This is a genomic window from Streptomyces sp. NPDC039609 (assembly GCF_055596705.1).
In genome coordinates, this window is the sequence record NZ_JBVIUJ010000007.1 from 54,923 (window position 1) to 76,744 (window position 21,822).

Genomic DNA, 21,822 nt, shown 5'->3' on the forward strand with positions numbered 1-21,822 from the left:
ACATTCCCTCGTGGTGAGCGGCAGCCCTCTCAGTGAGCTGCGTCGGCGATGTGCTGCGTACCGATCCGCTTGCGGAACACCCAGTAGGTCCAGCTCTGGTAGAGCAGCACCAAGGGCGTCGCGATCGCCGCACACCACGTCATGATCTTCAGCGTGTACGGACTCGACGATGCGTTCGTCACCGTAAGGCTCCACTCGGGGTTGAGTGAAGACGGCATGACGTTGGGGAAGAGCGTCAGGAACAGCATTGCCACCGCCGCGACGATCGTGATGCCCGAGAGCGCGAACGACCAGCCTTCGCGCCCCACCTTGATCGCCCCGATCGCACCGACCAGCGCCACGACGGCGACGACCATGGCGACCAGGCTGCCGCGGTCGCCCTTGTCCGCCTGGGTCCAGATCATGAAGCCGAGCCCGAGGACGGCCGAGCCGAGACCCAGCTTCAGCGCGAGCGCCCTCGCCCGGACCCGGATGTCGCCGACCGTCTTGAGCGCGGCGAAGACCGCCCCGTGGAAGGTGAAGAGGGAGAGGGTGACCAGGCCGCCGAGGATCGCGTACGGGTTGAGCAGGTCCCCGAAGGTGCCGACGTACTCCATGTCCTGGTCGATCTTCACGCCGCGGACGATGTTGCCGAAGGCGACGCCCCAGAGCACGGCCGGGATCAGGGAGGTCCAGAAAATGGCCTCCTCCCAGTTGCGCTGCCAGTTCTCCTCGGGCCGCTTCGCCCGGTACTCGAAGGCGACACCGCGCACGATCAGACAGACCAGGATGATCAGCAGCGGCAGATAGAAGCCGGAGAAGAGGGTCGCGTACCACTCGGGGAACGCGGCGAAGGTCGCGCCGCCGGCGGACAGCAGCCACACCTCGTTGCCGTCCCAGACGGGACCGATGGTGTTGATCAGGACGCGCTTCTCCGGGCGGCCCCGGGCGAGCAGCTTGGTCAGGACGCCGATCCCGAAGTCGAAGCCCTCGAGGAAGAAGTAGCCGATCCAGAGGACGGCGATGAGTACGAACCAGACGTTGTGGAGTTCCATGCCTCGATCTCCTGAGCCTCAGTACGAGAAGGCCATGGGCCGGTCGGGGTCGCGGTGGTCCCCGCCGATCTTGGTGGGCGGGTTGAGGTCGTCCTCGGTGAGCTCGGGCGGTCCGGCCTTGACGTACTTGACCAGCAGCTTGACCTCGATCACCGCGAGCACGGCGTAGAGCAGGGTGAAGACGATCATCGACGTCAGCACCTCGCCCTGGGAGGTACCGGGGGAGACCGCGTCCCGGGTGCGCAGCACGCCGTAGACGACCCAGGGCTGGCGGCCCATCTCGGTGAAGATCCAGCCCCAGGAGTTGGCGATCAGCGGGAAGGCCATCGTCCAGAGGGCGACGATCCAGTACCACTTGGTCAGGCGGGGGCTGAGAGCCTTCCGCTTGAACAGGACCAGATTCGGCACCTCGTCCTCGCCGGTCCGCATCCCCGGCGCCAGCATGAACTTCTTGCGGGTCAGCCAGAGGCCGAGCATGCCGATGGTCAGCGAGGCCATGCCGAAGCCGATCATCCAGCGGAAGCCCCAGTAGGCGACGGGGATGTTGGGCCGGTAGTCGCCGGGGCCGAACTTCTCCTGCTCGGCCTTGTTGATGTCGTTGATGCCCGGGACGTACGAGCTGAAGTCGTCGTTCGCGAGGAAGGACAGCAGTCCCGGGATCTCTATGGCCACCTTGTTGTGGCCCTGGTCGACATCGCCGTAGGCGAAGATCGAGAACGGCGCCGGTGCCTCGCCGTCCCAGAGCGCCTCGGCGGCGGCCATCTTCATCGGCTGCTGCTTGAACATGACCTTGCCGAGCAGGTCGCCGCTGATGGCCGTGCCGAGCCCGGCGATGATCAGCGTGATCAGGCCGAGCCGCAGGGAGGTCCGCATCACCGGGACGTGCTTCTTGCGCGCCAGGTGGAAGGCGGAGATGCCCACCATGAACGCGCCGCCGACCAGGAACGCGGCCGTCATGGTGTGGAAGAACTGGGTGAGGGCGGTGTTCTGGGTGAGCACCAGCCAGAAGTCGGTGAGCTCGGCCCGGCCCCGCTCCTCGTTGATCCGGTAGCCGACGGGGTGCTGCATCCAGGAGTTGGCGGCCAGGATGAAGTACGCGGAGAGGATCGTGCCGATCGACACCATCCACATGCAGGCCAGGTGGATCCTCTTGGGGAGCTTGTCCCAGCCGAAGATCCACAGACCGATGAACGTGGACTCGAAGAAGAAGGCGATCAGCGCCTCGAAGGCAAGCGGGGCACCGAAGACGTCACCGACGAAGCGTGAGTAGTCGGACCAGTTCATGCCGAACTGGAACTCCTGCACGATGCCGGTGACGACACCCATCGCGATGTTGATCAGGAAGAGCTTGCCCCAGAACTTCGTCGCCTTGAGGTACTTCTCCTTCTCCGTACGCACCCAGGCGGTCTGCAGACCGGCGGTGAGCGCGGCGAGGGAGATCGTCAGTGGAACGAAGAGAAAGTGGTAGACGGTGGTGATGCCGAACTGCCATCGCGCCAGAGTCTCTGGCGCCAGAGCTAGGTCCACGTCGTCTTCTCCTTACATCGCCACGGGCACGAGGGCAGTTTGCCCTTTTAATCCCACCAATCTCGGCACGAACGGGACACGCTTGTGAACGCGTTCACATTCACAAGCATTATGGCTCATACGAAATCCGTATGTAAGACCGGGGGTACCCCTACCGAAGGTCACCCCTTCCCAGGGCCTTCAACATATTGTTGAATCCAGGGCATGACCCTTCAGATCCGCATCTCCTGGCCGGCCGGGCACACCACGGCCACCCTCGAAGAAACCCCCACGAGCAAGGCGCTCGTGGGGGCTCTCCCGATCTCGTCCACCGCCCGGACGTGGGGCGAGGAGGTCTACTTCGACACTCCGGTCTCCACCGCGGTCGAGTCCGACGCGCAGCAGGTGGTGGAGCCGGGCACGGTCGCCTTCTGGACCGAGGGCGACGCACTCGCACTCCCCTACGGCCCCACCCCGATATCCCGGGGCTCCGAATGCCGGCTCGCGAGCCCGTGCAACCTCCTGGGCTCGCTCGACGGCGATCCGCGCGTCCTTGCCACCGTCAGGGACGGCGACCCGATCCGCGTCGAGCACGTCGAGGACTGACCGACCGCCCTCGACCCACTCCCACCGGGCTGATCAGCCCTCCTTGCGGAAGCCCTCCGTCGTCTTCAGGAACAGGTCGTTCGCCTCGCACTCACCGATCGTGACGCGCACGCCCTCACCCGCGAACGGCCGCACCACCACGCCGTGCCGCTCGCACTCCGCCGCGAAGTCCATCGTCCGCTCACCGAGCCGCAGCCAGACGAAGTTCGCCTGGGTGTCCGGCACGGTCCAGCCCTGGGCCACGAGCCCCGCACGGACCCGCTCGCGCTCGGCCACCAACGAGCCGACCCGCCCCAGCAGTTCGTCCTCGGCCCGCAGCGAGGCCACCGCCGCGTCCTGCGCCAGCTGGCTCACGCCGAACGGCACCGCCGTCTTGCGCAGCGCCGCCGCCACCGGCTCGTGGGCGATCGCGAAACCGACCCGCAGCCCGGCCAGGCCGTACGCCTTGGAGAACGTCCGCAGCACGGCGACGTTCGGCCGGTCGCGGTAGAGCTCGATGCCGTCCGGGATGTCGGCGTCGCGGACGAACTCGCGGTACGCCTCGTCGATCACCACCAGGACGTCGGAGGGCACCCGGTCCAGGAACCGCTCCAGCTCGGCCCGGCGCACCGCCGTGCCCGTGGGGTTGTTCGGGTTGCAGACGAAGATCAGCCGGGTCCGGTCGGTGATCGCCGCGGCCATCGCGTCGAGGTCGTGCACCTCGCCGTCGGTCAGCGGCACCTGCACCGAGGTCGCCCCGCTGATCTGCGTGATGATCGGGTACGCCTCGAAGGACCGCCATGCGTAGATGACCTCGTCGCCCGGGCCCGAGGTGGCCTGGAGCAGCGACTGCGCGACACCGACCGAGCCGGTGCCGGTGGCCAGGTGCGAGAGGGGTACGTCGAAACGGTCGGCGAGCTCCGCCATCAGGCCGGTGCAGGCCATGTCCGGGTACCGGTTGAAGTTCGAGGCCGCGGCCAGCGCGCTCTCCATCACGCCCGGCAGCGGCGGATACGGGTTCTCGTTGGAGGACAGCTTGAAGGCGACCGGACCGCCCGCTGCGGCCGGCTTGCCCGGCTTGTACGTGGGGACGCCGTCCAGCACGGCGCGCAGCTTCGGGCCGCCCGCGCTCGTCCCGCCGGTCTCGCTCACTGAACTCACTGTGGTCCTCCTCGACCGTCCGTATCACCAATACTCCTCACCTTATGAGGATTCGCCTCCGCTGCGAATGGGCTGTGGACAACGGGTCGGACAAGCTGTGGACAACAGGGGGAGCGCGGCCGTGGGTGGCGCGCGCCGGTGGCGGGCGCCGTGGCGCGCATCCCCCGTAGAGGTGAGTTGAGACCTCTTCGAGACATCGGCTCTGTGGCAGGTCCATGCGTTTCGACAACCGTAGATCACACCCGTAAAGACTTAAGTCCCTTGGTTTCACAGGCACTTGGCATAGTTCGATCATGCAGAATCGTGCCTGTCAACGAGTGAATATGCGACCGGCCCAACCACCCGCCCTCGCCCTACTATCGGCTCGCCATGACAGCAGCAGGGAAGCACCAGGTGAGCCGGGCACAGACCCGGGGAAGCCGGCAGGGACGAGCGGGCATCCGGGACGTGGCCGCCGCCGCCGGGGTCTCCATCACGACTGTCTCCGACGCGCTCAACGGCAAGGGCCGGCTCCCGGACGCCACCCGCCGCCACGTCCGCGAGGTCGCAGACCGGCTGGGCTACCGCCCATCCGCGGCGGCCCGCACGCTCCGTACCGGCAAGTCGGGCCTCATCGGCCTGACCGTGACGACCTACGGGGATGAACCTTTCACCTTCACCGAATTCGCGTACTTCGCGGAGATGGCCAGAGCCGCCACATCCGCCGCGCTCGCGCGCGGCTATGCCCTGGTCATCCTGCCCGCCACATCCCGCCATGACGTCTGGTCGAACGTCGCCCTCGACGGCACCGTCGTCATCGACCCCTCCGACCACGACCCGGTCGTCACCGAACTCGTCCGCCAGGGCCTCCCCGTCGTCTCCGACGGACGCCCCGCCGGCACGCTCCCGGTGACCGCCTGGGTCGACAACGACCACGAAGCCGCCGTCCTCGACCTCCTCGACCACCTTGCCGACGCCGGCGCCCGCCGGATCGGCCTGCTCACGGGCACCACCACCGACACCTACACCCGCCTGTCCACCACCGCGTACCTCAACTGGTGCGAGCGGGTCGGACAGGACCCCGTCTACGAGGCCTATCCGGCGCACGACCCGTGCGCGGGCGCCGTCGCAGCCGACCGGCTGCTCGCCCGCCCGGACCGACCCGACGCCGTCTACGGACTCTTCGACCCCAACGGAACCGATCTGCTGGCGGCGGCCCGCCGCTACGGACTGCGCGTCCCGGACGATCTGCTGCTGGTCTGCTGCAGCGAGTCGACCGTCTACGCCAACACCGAACCGCCCATCACGACCCTCTCGCTCAAGCCCCGAAGGATCGGCACGGCCGTCGTCCAGCTCCTCATCGACGCCATCGAGGGGATCGACACCGACGGACCGATCGAGCAGGTCATACCGACCGAACTCATCGTCCGGACGTCCTCCCAGAGGCGTTCGCCGCGCACGACGGTCAGCCCGCCACGGTCACCCTCGAAGGACTAGCGAACGATCAGTACCGGCCGGATTCCGGGCTGGGCAGGGCCCAAACCCAGCCCAGCCCGGTCCCGACCCTGGCCTGGACCTTCTCAATTCGGGCGAAACAACCGGTGAACCCGGAGTGGACCCGGATTCACCACCCCTGGTGCGTCACAGAGGCGGACCCTCATTCCTATGATGGGCGCACGACACCGCGGACCACCCCGACCAGGCCGGTCCGCGATGTACAGGGCATCGCGACGGTGGTGGAGGGGTCGATGACTCAGGGGGCCGGGCAGGAACCCGTGGTCCGCACGGCTACATTGCGTGACTTCCGCGTACCGCCGTACGCCCGCGTGCCCGTGCAGGGCCACGCCACCGAGCCTCCCACCGGGACCCCGACCGCCCCGACCGGCGCCTTTCCCGAGCCCGGTGCGTACCCTGAGCCCGCCCCGAACGGCGCCGTTCCGGAGCACGGCGCGTTCCCCGAGCCTCGCCCCCTCCCCGAACCCGGCGCCTACCTCGAACCCGACGCCCCGGTCGAGCACGGCGTTCGCTTCGAACCGCGCCCCGTCCGCGAACCCGTCGCTCCCGCCGGGTCGCTCGACCCCACGCTCCACCTCCCCCTCGCCGGCGGCATGTCCTCCATCGTCGCCGTCGCGACCGGCCACCCCGGGAACGCCTTCCCCGACGAGGCCCTGCCCGACGGCTACACCCCCACCGAGCGGGATCTCCCCGTCATCAATCGGGGTGACACCGTGCAGGTCCTGGTCGACCCGGAGCAGGCCCCCGCGCCCGCCCCGGCCGCCGAGGGCCCCGGCCCGCTCTTCGTCGTCGGTGACGTCCACGGCTATCTCGACGAGCTCATCGCCGCCCTCCGCGCCCAGGGCCTCATCGACGAGAACGGCGCGTGGTCCGCCGGCAACGCCCGCCTCTGGTTCCTCGGCGACTTCACCGACCGCGGTCCCGACGGCATCGGCGTCATCGATCTCGTCATGCGGCTGTCCGCGGAGGCCGCGGCCGCCGGTGGCTACTGCAAGGCCCTGATGGGCAATCACGAGCTGCTCCTGATCGGCGCCAAGCGCTTCGCCGACACCCCCGTCAACTCCGGCGCGGGCACCGCCACCTTCCAGGCGGCCTGGCTGCTCAACGGCGGCCAGAAGCACGACATGGACCGCCTCCAGGACGTCCACCTCCAGTGGATGTCCCGGCTCGACGCCGTGGTGGAGGAGGACGGGCACCTCCTGATGCACTCCGACACCACCGCCTACCTCGAGTACGGCAGCACCATCGAGGACGTCAACGAGACGGTCCACGAGATCATCAACCGGAACGACGCCGACGAGGTCTGGGACCTGTTCCGGAAGTTCACCAAGCGCTTCGCGTTCCGCGACGACGCAGGCCCGCAGGCCGTCCAGGAGCTGCTCGGCACCTACGGCGGCCGCCGTGTCGTACACGGCCACAGCCCCATCCCGTACCTCCTCGGGCAGGTCGGAACGGAAGACGGCGAGGACGGATCGGGTCCGGTCGTCGACGGTCCGCATGTGTACGCGGACGGTCTGGCGATCGCCATGGACGGCGGTGTGACCATGGCCGGAAAGCTGCTGGTCGTCCAACTCCCCCTGCATGGCTGACGCATAACCCTGCGCATCCGGGGAAGTCGATTTCGGGAAACCCCCTGTCACCCTGTGCCGTAACCGCAATACCATCGGATCATCCGTAGCAGGCTCTCCTCCGTTTCCGCCCAACTGCCCGTTTCCCACGGTCAACCAGGCCTTACGGAGCATCGGGGGATGCACATGAACGTGGCTCCGCACCTGCTGACCGAGGACCGCGCCGAGTACGAGCGCATCCTCGGCGACGCATTGCGAAACGCGCACGACCGTCCGGATCTCGCCGAGATCGGGAAACGTCTCACGCCCGAACAACTGCGCTCGATGGCCATGAGCGCGACGGCGCTGATCACCGCGGCCGCCGCGGTGGAGTACGACCACTTCGTCAAGGTCCGCGCGGAAGGCCGTGCGACGAGCGGTACGAGCGTGATGGACGCCGTTCTCGTGGCGGACGGGGACGGCGCGAGCGCGGGTCCCGGCGCGGGCATCGTCGCGGTCCTCACGGTCCTGGCACCAGTGCTCTCAGGCACGGCCGCGGTGATATTCCTGCTGGTCGGGGCTGTTCTGAAGGTGCTGGCTCCCACGCTCGTGTTCGCCGACACGCTGCTGACGGCGGCCTGGTTCTTCGGCGCCGTCGCCGCCGCCGGGCTGCTCTGCGCGGCCGTCGGCCTCCTAGTGACCGCACTGCGCAACCGCTCCACGGAGGTGGCCGCAGGCGCCGGGGCCGGCGGTGAGCCGGACGACGAACTGTCCCGGGCCCGCGACGCCTGGCGCCGCGCCCTGCTGGAACGGGGCATCCTCCCGTTCCTGCGGGAGGCCCTGACCGACCCCGCCGCTCACCCGGCCTCGCCCCTGCCGTCGCAGCCCTCGGAGCGTACGGACCGCATACCGAAGATCGGCTACAGCGGACCGGACTTCTCGAGTCCCAGCGAGGGAGCCTCGGGCAGCCGTCCCAGGTTCAGCAGCCCGGACTTCACCAGCCCGGACTTCGGCCCCCCGGAGCACCGGCCGGAGTGATCCGGGCAACGGCACGGCGGGCACGCGCCGCACGACCCCCCGTGGCCGTGCGGTCCGTACCCGCCCTGTACGTACCGATGCGTGCGGCTACTCCGCCAGCGGGAGGTACACGCGGTTGCCGGCGGCCGCGAACTCCTTCGACTTCTCCGCCATCCCGGCCTCGATCTCCTGCGACTCGAGGTCGCCGCCGTGCTCGCGCCGGATGTCCTGCGAGATCTTCATCGAGCAGAACTTCGGACCGCACATCGAGCAGAAGTGCGCGGTCTTCGCGGGCTCCGCCGGCAGCGTCTCGTCGTGGAACTCACGTGCCGTGTCCGGGTCGAGCGCCAGGTTGAACTGGTCCTCCCAGCGGAACTCGAAGCGCGCGTCCGACAGCGCGTCGTCCCACTCCTGCGCCCCCGGGTGTCCCTTGGCCAGGTCGGCCGCGTGCGCCGCGATCTTGTACGTGATGACGCCGGTCTTCACGTCGTCGCGGTTGGGCAGGCCCAGGTGCTCCTTGGGCGTGACGTAGCAGAGCATCGCCGTGCCCCACCAGGCGATCATCGCGGCGCCGATGCCCGACGTGATGTGGTCGTACGCCGGAGCGACGTCCGTGGTCAGCGGGCCGAGGGTGTAGAACGGCGCCTCCTCGCAGATCTCCTGCTGAAGGTCGATGTTCTCCTTGATCTTGTGCATCGGGACGTGGCCCGGGCCCTCGATCATCGTCTGCACGTTGTGACGCTTGGCGATCGTGTTGAGCTCGCCGAGAGTCTTCAGCTCCGCGAACTGCGCCGCGTCGTTGGCGTCCGCGATGGAGCCGGGGCGCAGTCCGTCGCCCAGCGAGTACGTGACGTCGTACGTCGCGAGGATCTCGCAGAGCTCCTCGAAGTTGGTGTAGAGGAAGTTCTCCTTGTGGTGCGCGAGGCACCAGGCGGCCATGATCGAGCCGCCGCGCGAGACGATGCCGGTCTTGCGGCGGGCGGTCAGCGGCACGTAGGGCAGCAGCACGCCGGCGTGGACCGTCATGTAGTCGACGCCCTGCTCGGCCTGCTCGATGACCGTGTCCTTGTAGATCTCCCAGGTCAGCTCCTCGGCCTTGCCGTCGACCTTCTCCAGGGCCTGGTAGAGCGGCACGGTACCGATCGGCACGGGGGAGTTGCGCAGCACCCACTCGCGGGTGGTGTGGATGTTGCGGCCGGTGGACAGGTCCATGACCGTGTCGGCGCCCCACTTGGTCGCCCACGTCATCTTCTCCACCTCCTCCTCGATGGAGGAGGTGACGGCGGAGTTGCCGATGTTGGCGTTGACCTTCACCAGGAACCGCTTGCCGATAATCATCGGCTCGATCTCCGGGTGGTTGACGTTGGCCGGGAGCACCGCGCGACCTGCGGCGATCTCCTCCCGTACGACCTCGGGGGAGACGTTCTCGCGGATCGCGACGTACTCCATCTCCGGGGTGATCTCGCCCCTGCGGGCGTACGCGAGCTGGCTCACCGCGGCCCCGTCGCGGCCCCGGCGGGGCTGGCGCGGGCGGCCCGGGAAGACCGCGTCGAGGTTCTTGAGGCCACCGCGCGGCGAGGTGTGCTTGATGCCGTCGTCCTCGGGACGGACGGGGCGGCCCGCGTACTCCTCGGTGTCGCCGCGGCTGATGATCCAGTTCTCGCGCAGCGGCGGAAGGCCCCGCCGCACGTCGGTGTCGATGGTGGGGTCGGTGTACGGACCGGACGTGTCGTACAGCGTCACGTCCTTGCCGTTGGTGAGGTGCACCTGTCGGACAGGCACTCGGAGGTCGGGGCGCGAGCCCTCGACGTATCCCTTGTGCCAGCCCGGCTTGCGCTCGTCCTGGCTGGTGGCAGGCGTGCGTGCATCCTGAATGGTCATGAGACCGATCTCCCTACGCCGGCATTACCCGGTAACAGGTTCGGCGGTCGGCGCAGCCTCCTCCCGTACGTACATCAGTACGCGCGTACGGTGATCAGCGCCCTCTCAGCCCGGTGCTCCGAGCTCCCGCGTGTGCAAAGGTGCCACCACGCTAGCGTCAACCCGGGCGTGCTGAACAGTGGGCCCCCACCGTTCTTGCGATGATCTGTCGGTGACTTCCTCGCAGCGGACCCCGGAACCCGACGGCCATGATGGACATGGGGAAGCCGGCCACGGCCATAGCCACAGCCACGGGCCGGCGGCGCCGGTCTCCCGGCATCTGCGCAGAGTCATCGCCGCGGTCCTGATCCCGTTCGCCACGGCCGTGGTGGTCGGTCTTGTCGTTCTGTGGCCGGGCGGCGCACCTGAGCACGAGCGCACCGGTGTCGGGTTCGACCGGCAGACCTACGCGGGCAAGGTCGCCTCGGTCGAGAAGGTCGACTGCAAGGATGTGAACGCCGCCCAGGTCCCGCCGACCGAGGACCCCACCACACCCCAGGGCCGCGAGGCCGCCAACGCCCAGCAGGGTCAGTGCGAGAAGGCGACGATCGAGGTCACCGACGGCCCCGACAAGGGCCGTACCTTCATCGAGATCGTGCAGCCGGACGCACCGCGTCAACTGGACGAGGGGCAGGGTGTGGTGGTGGCCTACGCGCCCGACGCCCCCCGTGATCTGCAGTACTCGGTGACGGATGTGAACCGCAAGGTCCCACTCACCGTCCTCGCGTTGATCTTCGCGGTCGTGGTCGTGCTGGTCGGCCGGATGCGCGGAGTGATGGCGCTGATCTCGCTCGCCATCAGCTTCATGATCCTGACCCTCTTCATCCTGCCGGCGATTCTTCAGGGGTCGAACCCGCTGGTGGTGGCGGTGGTCGGGTCGAGCGCGATCATGCTGATCGCGCTCTACATGTGCCACGGTCTGTCGGCGCGCACCTCGGTCGCGGTGCTCGGCACCCTGATCTCGCTGCTGTTGATCGGGCTGCTCGGCTCGTATTTCATCAGTTGGGCGTCGCTCAGCGGCAACACGGACGACAACACCGGTCTGATCCACGGCCTGTACCCGGACATCGACATGTCCGGTCTGCTGCTCGCGGGCATCATCATCGGTTCGCTCGGCGTCCTCGACGATGTGACGGTGACGCAGACCTCGGCGGTGTGGGAGCTGCACCAGGCCGATCCCCGTATGGGACCGCGGGCGTTGTACCGGGCCGGGATCCGGATCGGCCGCGACCACATCGCGTCCGTGGTGAACACGCTGGTCCTTGCCTACGCCGGTGCGGCGCTGCCCCTGTTGCTGCTCTTCACCATCGCGCAGAGCAGTGTGGGGACGGTGGCGAACAGCGAGTTGGTCGCGGAGGAGATCGTCCGGACGCTCGTGGGATCGATCGGTCTGGTCGCCTCGGTGCCCGTCACGACCGTGCTCGCCGCGCTGGTGGTCTCCGCCGACCGGCCGGGCGATCCGGAGAGGCGTTCATCCGGGGGTGGGCGCCGGCGTCGGGCGAAGTGACTGCTCCGGAGCCCCTTTTCGGCCCCGGAGGGCTCTTGGCGACGGGGCGCCCGGAGGTGGTTCAGCCGGCGTTCTCCTCTGCCAGAATCCGGCCGAGCGCGGCTTCCAGGTTGCCCTCGAAGTCACCCAGCGTCCGTTCCTGACCGAGCGGAACCAACTTGTCCGTACGGTCGAGGAAGGCGACGAGCGGCGGAGCGCTGGCCCGGAACAGGGCGCGGTCGCTGCCGACCTGGAGCCGGATGGAGACGTCCGAGAGCGCCTCGGGGTCGGTCGGCGCGATGTGCACATCGCCGTCGCCGCTCGGTCGGTTGATCCCGTCCAGCAGCAGTTCCCGCCCGAACGCCCAGGTCACAGGCGCGTCTCCGGGGAGATGGAAGGTCATCCGCACCGCGTACGGATCCCGGGTCTCGTACCGGAGTTCCACCGGAATCCTGAAGGAGAGCTCCTCGGAGACGAGGAAGCTCATCAGGACCTCGGCCTGGACCGACTCTCGCATCTTGTACCCCGCAGTAGATGAAGCAGTTGTGTGCACACGGCTACTGAAGCTTTGATCGAAACGGCCAGGAATGATCCCCATGGCCTTGGTGACGCAATCGTGCTGTAAGCGCTAACGGATCACAAGGAGTGATTTTTCAGATACTGATAGAGAAAGCGAAGGAGCTGAAGAGCCTTCCGATCTCATTCTGTAGTCGAGCGACTGCAGGCAGCAACCGTTCTGCCTGATGAAGGGGTACGGAAATGGCCAGAGTGGCCGCCGTGGACCCCGCAGTGATGGGGATGGCCGCACAAACTGTGCCCAGCGCATATTCCTGACGCTCCACCAGGGGCTCCATTCGCCCCATATCGCCCAAACGCTCCAAAAGCGCCCGCCGGTTACGCACCGTATACGGAGTGATGGTTTCCACCGGATGGCGGTCGAGATGGTCTTGACGACTCTTCAGATCCAGTTGACTGAGCAGACACTGCCCGATCGCATGGGCGTGGCCGGTCTCGCGGAAGTCGGCCCACTCGTCCACGGCGGGGGCGGATGGGGTGTCGGCGACGGCGACGAGCTCGATCTCGCCCTCGCGGTAGATCGCGAAGTAGATGGGGACACCGATCTCGTCCCGCCAGTGTGCGAGTGAGTCTTCGATCTTGGTGCGACGATTCTGCAGAACTCCGCCGCCGGCCAGTCGACCGGCCGCGTCGCCGAACACGAACACACCCTTCTCGCGGCGCAGATAGCCCTCGTGCGTCAGGGTGCGGAGCAGGTGGTACGCGGTGGGAAGCGGGAGTCCCGCTTCGCGCGCGAGCTGTTTGGCGGGGGCTCCGTCCTCGTGGGAGCCCACGGCCTCCAGAAGTCTCAGCGCCCGCTGCACCGAGCCGATCAGGGTAGGAACGGCGGACTGCGAAGCCGTGGCCAAAGGTCACCCCCAGGCGTGGTGACGGGTGCCTCGCACCCGCCCGCGGGGGCCGCCCCCGCGCGCCCGCCGCGGCCTGGGGAACCGGTGGGGTCCGGTGAAGGACCCTCCCGGGACAGATGAAGAACCCGCAGGTCAGCGCGGAGGTCTACGCCAGTTTTCCCCGGGGGCGGCAGAGATTTCCACTCTAATGGCAGCCTCCAGGCGCGGTCGCGGTTTCCCTCTCCGCATCCCTCGGCCGGGCTAACAGCGAGCAGCCCGGTCATACCGCTGGGTAGCTTGTGCTACCAATCCTCACGCGAGGTCGACGAGGCGGTGAACTTCCGTACGACGTAGATCAGTCCACCGACCAGGGCGACGAAGACCAGGACCTTGAAGAGCAGTCCGATCACGAACATCGCGATGCTGGTGATCAGGCCGCCGAAGACGACCAGGGCGATGAACGGTATGGCGACCCACTTCACCCACCAGGGCATCCCCGCGAGAATCTCTCGTACAGCCATCGCGCTTACCTCGTCTCCCGAAGACCTCGCTCCGCGCGCTCTGCGCCGAACACTGTCGATGCTAGGGGCGGCAACGGGGTCGACGGGGGCCTCGTGGCCCTTGATCTCCCCTGATCCGACCCCTAGGGGAGGTCAGGACTCCGGCGGCGAGAAGACCACCATGACCCGCAGGTCCTCGGTGATGTGGTGGAACTTGTGGGCCACCCCGGCAGGCACGTAGACCACGCTGCCGCGCGCGACCTGGGTCGTCTCCATCCCGACCGTGATCGCGGCCCGGCCGCTGACGACGAAGTACACCTCGTCCTGGCCGTGCGGCTGCTGCGGGTCGAGCGCCCCCGCGTCGAGCGCGTACAGACCGACCGACATGTTCCGCTCGCGCAGGAACTGGAGGTATGCGCCGTCGTTGGCGGCGCGCTCCGCCTCCAGTTCGTCCAGTCGGAATGCCTTCATCGTGCGTCCGCCCCTGCCATTGGCCCGATCATGTCTGCCACGATCAGACACATGAAGAATTTCGTAGTCAAGACGCTCGCGAACGCGGGCGCATTGGGAGTCGCCATCTGGCTGCTCCAGGACATCACCCTGACCGGTGACAGCACCGGCAAGAAGGCCTGGACGCTGATACTCGTCGCCCTGGTTTTCGGTCTGGTGAACTTCTTGGTGAAGCCGATCGTCAAGCTGATCTCACTTCCACTGTTCTTTCTCACACTTGGCCTGATCACTTTGGTGATCAACGCCCTGATGCTGCTGCTCACCTCCTGGCTGGCCGACCAGCTCAATCTCAGCTTCCATGTCGAGGGCTTCTGGACCGCCGTGCTCGGCGGCCTGATCATCTCCGTCGTCTCCTGGGCGCTCAACGTCGTTCTTCCCGACGGGGACTGAGGGCGAACGATGACGTACCGCGTCTGTTTCGTCTGCACCGGCAACATCTGTCGCTCGCCGATGGCCGAGTCCGTCTTCCGCGCCCGCGTGGAGGAGGCCGGCCTGGCGGAAGCGGTGGAGGTCGACAGCGCGGGCACCGGGGGCTGGCACGAGGGCCACTCCGCCGATCCGCGCACGGTCGCCGTCCTGGAGGACCACGGCTACGACTCCGACCACACCGCCCGCCAGTTCCGTGCCTCGTGGTTCCCCGCGCTGGATCTGGTGATCGCGCTCGACGAGAGCCATCTGCGGGAGCTCCGGCGACTCGCCCCGACCCCGGCCGACGTGGCGAAGGTGCGCCTGCTGCGCTCGTACGATCCGGCCGCCGACGAGCTCGACGTGCCCGACCCGTACTACGGCGGGACGGAAGACTTCGAGGAGTGCCTGGAGATGGTGGAGGCCGCGAGCGAGGGACTGCTCGCCGCGGTTCGCGAGAGTGTGGAGGAACGAGCGGTATGAGCAGGGACACGTTCAGGGACGCCGATGGCCTCGATGCCGTCGGCGACGGGACGCGGGCGGTGCGCGCCGGACTTCCCGAGCCGGTCAAGTACGAACCGACCCTGCCGGGGCCGGTCTTCGCCGCCCACTTCCACCTGCCGGGCGACCCCACCGGCCCCTACACCTACGGGCGGGACGAGAACCCGACCTGGACCCTTCTGGAACGCGCCATCGGCGAACTGGAGGCACCGGGGGAGCCGGGTGTCGAGACGCTCGTCTTCGCCTCGGGCATGGCCGCGATCTCCGCCGTCCTCTTCTCCCAGCTCAAGGCGGGCGACACGGTCGTCATGCCGGCCGATGGCTACCAGGCGCTGCCTCTGGTCCACGAGCAGCTCAGGGCGTACGGGATCGAGGTCCGCACCGCGCCGACCGGCGGCGACGCCCAGCTGTCCGTCCTGGACGGAGCGCGGCTGCTGTGGATCGAGACGCCGTCCAACCCGGGGCTCGACGTCTGCGACATCCGCCGCCTGGTGCACGCGGCCCACGAACGCGGAGCGCTCGTCGCCGTCGACAACACCCTTGCCACGCCGCTCGGTCAGCGACCCCTGGAGCTCGGCGCGGACTTCTCCGTCGCGAGCGACACCAAGGGCATGACCGGGCACGGCGACATCCTGCTCGGCCATGTCAGCTGCCGTGATCCGCTGCGGGCGGCGGAGGTACGACGCTGGCGCAAGATCGTCGGGGCCATCCCCGGCCCCATGGAGGCCTGGCTCGCGCACCGCTCCCTGGCCACGCTCCAACTCCGCATCGACCGGCAGTGCTCCTCGGCGCTCGCCCTCGCGGAGGCCCTGGGCGAGCGGGGTGACGTGACCGGGCTGCGGTATCCGGGGCTGCCCGGCGACCCCTCGCACGCGGTGGCGGCGACGCAGATGAAGCGCTTCGGGCCGGTGGTGTCCTTCGTCCTGCCCGACCGGGCCTGGGCGGAGCGGTTCCTCGACGGGCTGCGTCTCGTGGACGACGCCACCAGCTTCGGCGGTGTGCGCTCCACGGCCGAGCGGCGCGGACGGTGGGGCGGTGACTCCGTGCCGGAAGGCTTCATCCGCTTCTCCGTCGGTGCGGAGGACCCGGAGGACCTGATCGCAGACGTGCTGCGCGCTCTCGACGGAGCCGAGAAGGCCGCCGGCTGACCTACGGCGCCCTGCGGCAGAGCCGCAGGGCGCACGGAACGAGGCGCTCCGAGCCTCCCCCCTCATGGCTCGGAACGCCCCGGTTCCACGCGCGGAGAACCGCCTGACCAAGGCTAGTTGACTCTGCGTCAGTGTCCAATCACGGTAGCGACAGAGACCTATCGACTTATTTATAGTTGGACGGTCCCGAGGGCGCCGTCAGCCGACCGCCTGAGTCGAACGGCCACACGGCCGGGAGGGGGCGGACATGGATCTCGCCCTGCTGCGCACATTCGTCACGGTGCACCGGGCCGGCTCCTTCACCCGCGCCGCGGCACTCCTCGGACTCTCGCAGCCCGCGGTCACCAGCCAGATCCGCACCCTGGAACGGCAACTGGGGCGCCCGCTCTTCCTCCGACAGGCCCGTGGTGTCACCCCCACCACCATCGGCGACGAGCTCGCCCACCGCGCAGCCCCTCATCTGGACGCGCTCGTCGAGATCGCGGAGACCGGCGTCGACGAGGAGAGCGGCGTTCGCACGCTCCACCTCGCCGGGCCCCCCGAGTTCACCTCGACGCGTGCCCTGCCCGCCCTCACTCCGCTCGTCGCCCAGGGGCTGGCCGTGCGGGCCACCTTCGCGGGGAACACCGAGGAGATCCTCGACGGCCTCGCCGCGGGCCACCATGATCTGGCCATCGCCGCAGCCCGCCCGCGCGGCGGCCTGCTCACCTCCACTCCGCTCTGCGACGAGGAGCACGTGCTGGTCGCCGCCCCGCGGTGGGCCGCTCGGCTCGCGCCCGAGGTGCTGCTGCGCAAGGGCGCCGTCGTCCTGGAACAGCTGCCGGTGGTGGAGGTGCACGAGTCGCTGCCGTTCGTCTCCCGCTACTGGGCGGCCGTGTTCGAGACCAAGCCGGCCGCGGCGGCCACCGTCATAGCGCCCGATCTACGGGCCGTCCTGGAATCGGCGGCCGCCGGGGCCGGCCTTGCCGTGCTGCCCCGCTATCTGTGCGAGGACGCCCTGGAGCAGGGGCGTCTCGTGGCGCTGCTCGATCCGCCGGTTCCCCCGCTGCGGACGTACTTCCTGATCGTCCGGGCCGGCACCCTCGCGCTGCCGCACATCGCGCGGGCCCACGACTGGCTTCTGCGGGCCTCCACGGACTGGTGAGTTTCAGGACGCCCCTGGCGGGCCATTTTCTTCCCATGACCGAACGTCCTGTGGTCAAGCGCACCGCACGCGCCATCCTGCTCGATGGAAACGACCTCATCCTCATCAAGCGCACGAAGCCGGGGATGGATCCGTACTGGCTGACGCCGGGCGGCGGGGTCGAGCCCTCGGACACCACCGTCGTCGAGGCCCTGCACCGCGAGGTGCACGAAGAGCTCGGCGCCAAGATCACCGATGTGGTCCCCTGCTTCGTCGACACCGTCGAGCACATCGTCGACGGCGGTGTCTCCGGAGTGAAGGTCCAGCACTTCTTCGTCTGCCGGCTCGAGTCCATGGACACCTCGCTGCGTCACGGCCCCGAGATCGAGGAACCGTGCGGCGAGTACGAGATCGTCCGGGTGCCGTTCAGCCGGGTCGGGATCGCCGCCGTCCATCTCGTACCGCTGTCCCTGCGTCACTACCTGGACGGCAACATCGAGGGCGTCCGCGCGATGCACGCCCCCGACCTGGGCTAGGACGCGAGTTCTGTCAGGAGGTCGTGGCGGATCCGCTCTGCGGGGATACCGATCCCCCGCAGGGTGTCCACCCCGCGCCGGATCATGCCGGGCGGGCCCGACAGATAAGCCTCGTACTCGTTCCACGGGCCGTACTGGCGCACCGCGTCCGGCAGCTGGGCCTGGTCCTCGGTGACCGGGCGCACCGACAGCCAGGGATACGTCTGCTGGAGCCGCATCATCGTGTCGATGTCGTACAGGTCATGGCCGCTGCGTGCGCCGTAGAACACCTCCACGGGGCGCCGGTCCCCGTGCTCGGCGACATCCTCGACCAGCGCCTTGATGGGCGCGATCCCCGTGCCGCCGCCCAGGCACAGCAGTCCGTTGTCCGTGGAGTGGTCGACCGTCATCGAGCCGGCCGGCGGGCCGAGGCGCAGGACGTCGCCGGGTCGCGCGTGGTGCACCAGGGCGTTGGAGACCCAGCCGGCCGGGACCGCCTTGACGTGGAGGGAGAGCAGCCCGTCGGGCCGGGGCGCCGAGGCGAAGGAGTAGTGCCGCCATACGCGCGGCCACCAGGGGGTCTCCAGCGTCGTGTACTGGCCGGCGAGGAAGGTGTACGGCTGGTCGGGCCGCAGTGTGATCACCGCGATGTCCGGGGTCCGTAGATCGTGCGAGACGACCTCCGCCTGCCACCAGGCGGGAGCGTGCCCCTCGTTCTCGTCGGCCGCGTCGATCATGATCTGCGAGATCGTCGTGTACGTCCGCACCCAGGCGGCCTCGGTCTCCTCGTTCCAGGTCAGGGTGGCGTACCGGATCAACGCGCCGATCAGGGCCTCGCCGACGGCCGGGTAGTGCGTGGGCCGGGTTCCGTACTTGCGGTGTCCGCGGCCCAGGTTCCGGAGGTACTCGTGGAGTACTGGGGCGTTGTCCAGGTGCTCGACCGCTGTCAGCAGAGCCTTGAGGAGGCGGTCGCGCTGGGTGTCCATCGCCGCGGGGAACATGGCACGCAGCTCGGGGTGGCGGACGAAGAGCAACGCGTAGAAGTACGAGGTCACCTTGTCGGCGGCGGGAGCGATCTCGGCCAGGGTGCGGCGTATGAGGAGCGCGTCGGGGGACGGTCCCGGAGCTATCCGGGGTGCTTCACCGTCGTCGTGTACGGCCTCTTCCATCGTGTGCCTCGCCTCGCGCAAGCGGCTCTTGTCGCCGCAGCTTGGCAGGTTCGACCACCGGTTCGGACAGAAAGCGGAATTCCTGGGCATTAGCCCCGGGAGTGGGGCTAGGCTGCGCTGTTTCGGACCAGTTCGTACGCCTCTCGCAGGTCGCCTCCCGCGTAGGCATGGCGGGAGAGTCCGGCCAGATGACGGTCCGCGTTCACCGCCACCGTCACCGGGACGACGGCGAAGAGCTCCGCGTCGGACATCGAGTCGCCGTAGGCGACGCAGTCCTCGATTCCGATCCCGTACTCCGCGCAGAGTCGCCGGGCGATGCTCACCTTGGCCGCGGCGTTGAGGATCCCGGGGCGGTGGACGGGCGCCGTGAACGGAACCGGCGGCCATTGCGAACCATGGGCCGAGTCCACGCCCCAGTCGAGAAGGCGCTCGACGAAGAAGTCCGGCGAGAGCGAGATGACCGCGCAGCGGCCTCCCTGAGCGCGAATGTCCGCCCAGACCTCACGAATACCAGCCAGCCAGGGCGCCCCTTCGAAGGCAGCGGTGACCTGCTCCGAGGTGAGGGCGGACCAGAGCTCGCGGGCCTGGACGGCGAACTCGTCCGGTGTCAGTCCATGCAGCAGAAACCCCTGCTCCAGGGCGGCGATCTCCTCGCTGAGCCCCAACTGCCGGGAGATCTCCACGGCCGCGGCCGACCCTCGGATCAGGGTGCCGTCGAGATCGAAGAGATGAAGCCTGCCTCGGCCCTGGAAAGTCGTCATGTACGCCGAGGCTAGTACGTGCGGTTACTCCGACGGTCAGACGCGGGACGAGGGGGCCGGGCGGGACGGTGTTTCACGTGAAACATCTCAAGCGTCCCGCTCGGCGGGCTCTTCTCGTCCTCCACGTCGCCGTCTCCGTGGCCTGGCTCGGGCTCAGCGTGGGGCTGCTGACGCTCGGGATCACGGCCTGGACGACCGGTGATCCCACCCTCACCGAGGCCTCGTACCGCGGGATGAAGGTCTTCGCCGACTGGCTCCTGGCTCCGGTCGCCGTGGGGACTCTGGTGAGTGGGCTGGTGCTGTCGCTGGGCACGCCCTGGGGTCTCGCCCGGTATCGCTGGGTCTGGATCAAGTTCTGGATCACCATGGCCACCGCGGCCGCGACCGTCTTCGCCCTGCGCCCGGAGATCGAGCACGCGGCGGCGGCCGGGGTACCGGACATCAGCCTGGTGGCGGCGCCGACGGCGTCGACGACGGCCTATCTCTTCATGACGGCGGTCTCGATCCTGAAGCCGTGGGGGCTGACGCGAAGGGGCCGCCGTCTGCGAGCCGGAGCGAGTTCACCTAAAGCGGTGGACGGACGATCAGTACGTCGGACAGCCTGAGCCCATGCCGACCTCGCGCACCCCGCTCGACCAGCTCCCCATCCGACGCCTCACCGCGGACGACCTCAACGCCTGCGCCGATCTCTCCGAGGACCGGGGCTGGCCCCGCGAGGAACACAAGTGGGGCCTTCTACTCACCGCCGGGACCGGTTACGGCATCGACGACCCGGAGGGCAAGGGGCTGGTCACAGCCTGCGTGGTCACCTCGTACGGGCCGGGGCTGGCCGCGATCGGCATGGTGCTGGTCGCCGAGCGGTACGCCCGCCGGGGTGTGGGGCGCCGGCTCATGCTCCATGTGCTGGAGGAGGCCGGGGACACTCCGATCACACTCCATGCCACCTCGAACGGACAGCCTCTCTACGAGCAGCTGGGCTTCGTCCAGACAGGCCGCGCGGAGATGGTCATGGGCCGCTTCACTCCGACGGAACCGGCCCCGAACATCCCGACCCGCCCCGCCACGGCGGAGGACCTCCAGGCGATCCTGCGTCTGGACACGGAGATCTTCGGCCTGGACCGCACCCACATGATCACCCGCCTGCCGGCTTTCGCCGACCAGCTCCGCGTCACCGAGACCGACGGAGAGATCACCGGTTTCGCCGCGGCCTGGCCGAACATGCACACCCAGGTCATCGGCCCCCTGATCGCCCGGGACACGGCGACCGCGCAGGCCCTCGTCGCCTCCTTGGCCACCGCCACGGACCGCCCTCTGCGCACGGACATCGATGTACGCCATGAGTCGCTGCTGCGCTGGCTCAAGGTGAACGGCCTCGCCCCGATCGCGTTCAACGCGGTCATGGTGCGCTCGCTGGACGGGCTCCCGGGCGACTGGCGCCGACGATTCGCCCCTCTCACCGTGGCAGCGGGATAAGGACCAAGTAATTGCATACGCGGGCTATTGCAGTCATCGTCTACTCTGGGAGAAGCAGCTCCGGACAGAGGAGAGATCATGACCGCGACCGACCCCGCCCTCACCGCCCTCTCCCAGGGCTGGTGCGCCCTGTCGTTGCTGCACGGCAGGATCGAATCCCACATCGAGCGCGCACTGGAGGCCAACCACGGCCTGAGCATGCGCGAGTACTCGCTGCTGGACGTCCTCAGCCGCCAGCACAGCGGGCCGGGCGGGCATCTCCAGATGAAGCAGGTCGCGGACGCCGTCGTACTCAGCCAGAGCGCCACCACGCGCCTGGTGACCCGCCTCGAGGACCGTGGCCTGCTCACGCGCTACCTCTGCGCCACTGACCGACGCGGTATCTACACCGATGTCACCGAAGCCGGCATCGCGCTGCTCGAAGAGGCACGGCCCACCAATGACGGGGCGCTGCGCGAGGCGCTCGACGAGGCCGCGAAGGACCCGGAGCTGACTCCCCTGGTCCGCGTCGTCGAAGGGATGTGGGTCCCGGCCTAGCCGGAACGGCCCCGGGCGTAGTCTGCG

At 68.6% G+C, this 21,822-nt stretch carries 23 protein-coding genes; 13 read left to right on the plus strand and 10 right to left on the minus strand.

Annotated features, from left to right (window positions below; all coding sequences use genetic code 11):
* Positions 1-29 precede the first annotated feature (29 nt).
* Positions 30-1,034 (minus strand): cytochrome d ubiquinol oxidase subunit II, encoded by a 1,005-nt coding sequence (gene cydB, locus ACZ561_RS21380; protein WP_470997373.1) that lies wholly within the window; start codon positions 1,032-1,034, stop codon positions 30-32.
* 18 nt (positions 1,035-1,052) lie between these two features.
* Complete coding sequence (locus ACZ561_RS21385; RefSeq protein WP_470997376.1) at positions 1,053-2,561, minus strand: cytochrome ubiquinol oxidase subunit I; 1,509 nt, start codon at positions 2,559-2,561, stop codon at positions 1,053-1,055.
* A 204-nt stretch (positions 2,562-2,765) separates the two neighbouring features.
* On the opposite strand from ACZ561_RS21385, the gene ACZ561_RS21390 reads away from it, so the two are divergent.
* Entirely contained in the window at positions 2,766-3,146 is a 381-nt protein-coding gene (locus ACZ561_RS21390; protein ID WP_470997379.1) for a cyclophilin-like fold protein, read from the plus strand.
* 33 nt (positions 3,147-3,179) lie between these two features.
* Here ACZ561_RS21390 and hisC read toward each other — a convergent pair whose 3' ends face one another.
* Complete coding sequence (gene hisC / locus ACZ561_RS21395; RefSeq protein ID WP_470998523.1) at positions 3,180-4,277, minus strand: histidinol-phosphate transaminase; 1,098 nt, start codon at positions 4,275-4,277, stop codon at positions 3,180-3,182.
* 378 nt (positions 4,278-4,655) lie between these two features.
* On the opposite strand from hisC, the gene ACZ561_RS21400 reads away from it, so the two are divergent.
* The 3 genes from ACZ561_RS21400 (at position 4,656) to ACZ561_RS21410 (ending at position 8,365) form a co-directional block, all read left to right on the plus strand.
* Entirely contained in the window at positions 4,656-5,762 is a 1,107-nt protein-coding gene (locus ACZ561_RS21400; RefSeq protein WP_470997381.1) for a LacI family DNA-binding transcriptional regulator, read from the plus strand.
* A gap of 251 nt (positions 5,763-6,013) precedes the next feature.
* A complete protein-coding gene (locus ACZ561_RS21405) occupies positions 6,014-7,369 on the plus strand; it encodes a metallophosphoesterase (RefSeq protein ID WP_470997384.1) in 1,356 nt (451 codons plus the stop codon).
* Between the two features lie 159 nt (positions 7,370-7,528).
* The gene (locus tag ACZ561_RS21410) at positions 7,529-8,365 is read left to right on the plus strand and encodes a hypothetical protein (protein WP_470997387.1); all 837 of its coding nucleotides are present in this window, start codon (positions 7,529-7,531) and stop codon (positions 8,363-8,365) included.
* A gap of 87 nt (positions 8,366-8,452) precedes the next feature.
* On the opposite strand, the gene thiC is transcribed toward ACZ561_RS21410, so the two are convergent.
* Positions 8,453-10,225, minus strand: coding sequence for a phosphomethylpyrimidine synthase ThiC (thiC, locus tag ACZ561_RS21415; RefSeq protein ID WP_470997390.1), 1,773 nt, complete (start codon positions 10,223-10,225; stop codon positions 8,453-8,455).
* Between the two features lie 211 nt (positions 10,226-10,436).
* On the opposite strand from thiC, the gene ACZ561_RS21420 reads away from it, so the two are divergent.
* On the plus strand, positions 10,437-11,771 hold the full coding sequence (locus ACZ561_RS21420; protein ID WP_470997393.1) for a YibE/F family protein: 1,335 nt from the start codon (positions 10,437-10,439) through the stop codon (positions 11,769-11,771).
* A gap of 61 nt (positions 11,772-11,832) precedes the next feature.
* On the opposite strand, the gene ACZ561_RS21425 is transcribed toward ACZ561_RS21420, so the two are convergent.
* The 4 genes from ACZ561_RS21425 to ACZ561_RS21440 all read right to left on the minus strand — a co-directional run bounded on the left by ACZ561_RS21425 (position 11,833) and on the right by ACZ561_RS21440 (position 14,124).
* The gene (locus tag ACZ561_RS21425; RefSeq protein ID WP_470997396.1) at positions 11,833-12,267 is read right to left on the minus strand and encodes an SsgA family sporulation/cell division regulator; all 435 of its coding nucleotides are present in this window, start codon (positions 12,265-12,267) and stop codon (positions 11,833-11,835) included.
* Positions 12,268-12,403: 136 nt separating this feature from the next.
* Positions 12,404-13,174, minus strand: coding sequence for an IclR family transcriptional regulator (locus tag ACZ561_RS21430; protein ID WP_470997399.1), 771 nt, complete (start codon positions 13,172-13,174; stop codon positions 12,404-12,406).
* A 281-nt stretch (positions 13,175-13,455) separates the two neighbouring features.
* The gene (locus tag ACZ561_RS21435) at positions 13,456-13,674 is read right to left on the minus strand and encodes a DUF5326 family protein (RefSeq protein ID WP_470997402.1); all 219 of its coding nucleotides are present in this window, start codon (positions 13,672-13,674) and stop codon (positions 13,456-13,458) included.
* 132 nt (positions 13,675-13,806) lie between these two features.
* A complete protein-coding gene (locus tag ACZ561_RS21440) occupies positions 13,807-14,124 on the minus strand; it encodes a cupin domain-containing protein (RefSeq protein WP_329118392.1) in 318 nt (105 codons plus the stop codon).
* 51 nt (positions 14,125-14,175) lie between these two features.
* Here ACZ561_RS21440 and ACZ561_RS21445 point away from each other — a divergent pair, with 51 nt between their 5' ends.
* The 5 genes from ACZ561_RS21445 (at position 14,176) to ACZ561_RS21465 (ending at position 17,876) form a co-directional block, all read left to right on the plus strand.
* The gene (locus tag ACZ561_RS21445) at positions 14,176-14,553 is read left to right on the plus strand and encodes a phage holin family protein (protein WP_470997405.1); all 378 of its coding nucleotides are present in this window, start codon (positions 14,176-14,178) and stop codon (positions 14,551-14,553) included.
* A 9-nt stretch (positions 14,554-14,562) separates the two neighbouring features.
* Entirely contained in the window at positions 14,563-15,051 is a 489-nt protein-coding gene (locus ACZ561_RS21450) for a low molecular weight protein-tyrosine-phosphatase (RefSeq protein ID WP_470997407.1), read from the plus strand.
* Complete coding sequence (locus ACZ561_RS21455; protein ID WP_470997410.1) at positions 15,048-16,217, plus strand: cystathionine gamma-lyase; 1,170 nt, start codon at positions 15,048-15,050, stop codon at positions 16,215-16,217. Before ACZ561_RS21450 ends, ACZ561_RS21455 begins: the two co-directional genes overlap by 4 nt.
* A gap of 247 nt (positions 16,218-16,464) precedes the next feature.
* Positions 16,465-17,361 (plus strand): LysR family transcriptional regulator, encoded by an 897-nt coding sequence (locus tag ACZ561_RS21460; RefSeq protein ID WP_470997413.1) that lies wholly within the window; start codon positions 16,465-16,467, stop codon positions 17,359-17,361.
* A 35-nt stretch (positions 17,362-17,396) separates the two neighbouring features.
* Complete coding sequence (locus ACZ561_RS21465; protein ID WP_376446419.1) at positions 17,397-17,876, plus strand: NUDIX domain-containing protein; 480 nt, start codon at positions 17,397-17,399, stop codon at positions 17,874-17,876.
* Here ACZ561_RS21465 and ACZ561_RS21470 read toward each other — a convergent pair.
* Complete coding sequence (locus tag ACZ561_RS21470; protein WP_470997417.1) at positions 17,873-19,114, minus strand: globin domain-containing protein; 1,242 nt, start codon at positions 19,112-19,114, stop codon at positions 17,873-17,875. The two genes, ACZ561_RS21465 and ACZ561_RS21470, sit on opposite strands and share 4 nt — an antisense overlap.
* Positions 19,115-19,131: 17 nt before the next feature.
* Entirely contained in the window at positions 19,132-19,785 is a 654-nt protein-coding gene (locus ACZ561_RS21475) for an HAD family hydrolase (RefSeq protein WP_470997420.1), read from the minus strand.
* A gap of 77 nt (positions 19,786-19,862) precedes the next feature.
* Here ACZ561_RS21475 and ACZ561_RS21480 point away from each other — a divergent pair, with 77 nt between their 5' ends.
* From ACZ561_RS21480 to ACZ561_RS21490, 3 genes are all read left to right on the plus strand, one after another.
* Complete coding sequence (locus ACZ561_RS21480) at positions 19,863-20,390, plus strand: DUF2269 domain-containing protein (RefSeq protein WP_470997423.1); 528 nt, start codon at positions 19,863-19,865, stop codon at positions 20,388-20,390.
* A 4-nt stretch (positions 20,391-20,394) separates the two neighbouring features.
* A complete protein-coding gene (locus ACZ561_RS21485; protein WP_470997426.1) occupies positions 20,395-21,258 on the plus strand; it encodes a GNAT family N-acetyltransferase in 864 nt (287 codons plus the stop codon).
* Positions 21,259-21,336: 78 nt separating this feature from the next.
* Entirely contained in the window at positions 21,337-21,795 is a 459-nt protein-coding gene (locus ACZ561_RS21490) for a MarR family winged helix-turn-helix transcriptional regulator (protein ID WP_470997429.1), read from the plus strand.
* Positions 21,796-21,822 lie beyond the last annotated feature (27 nt).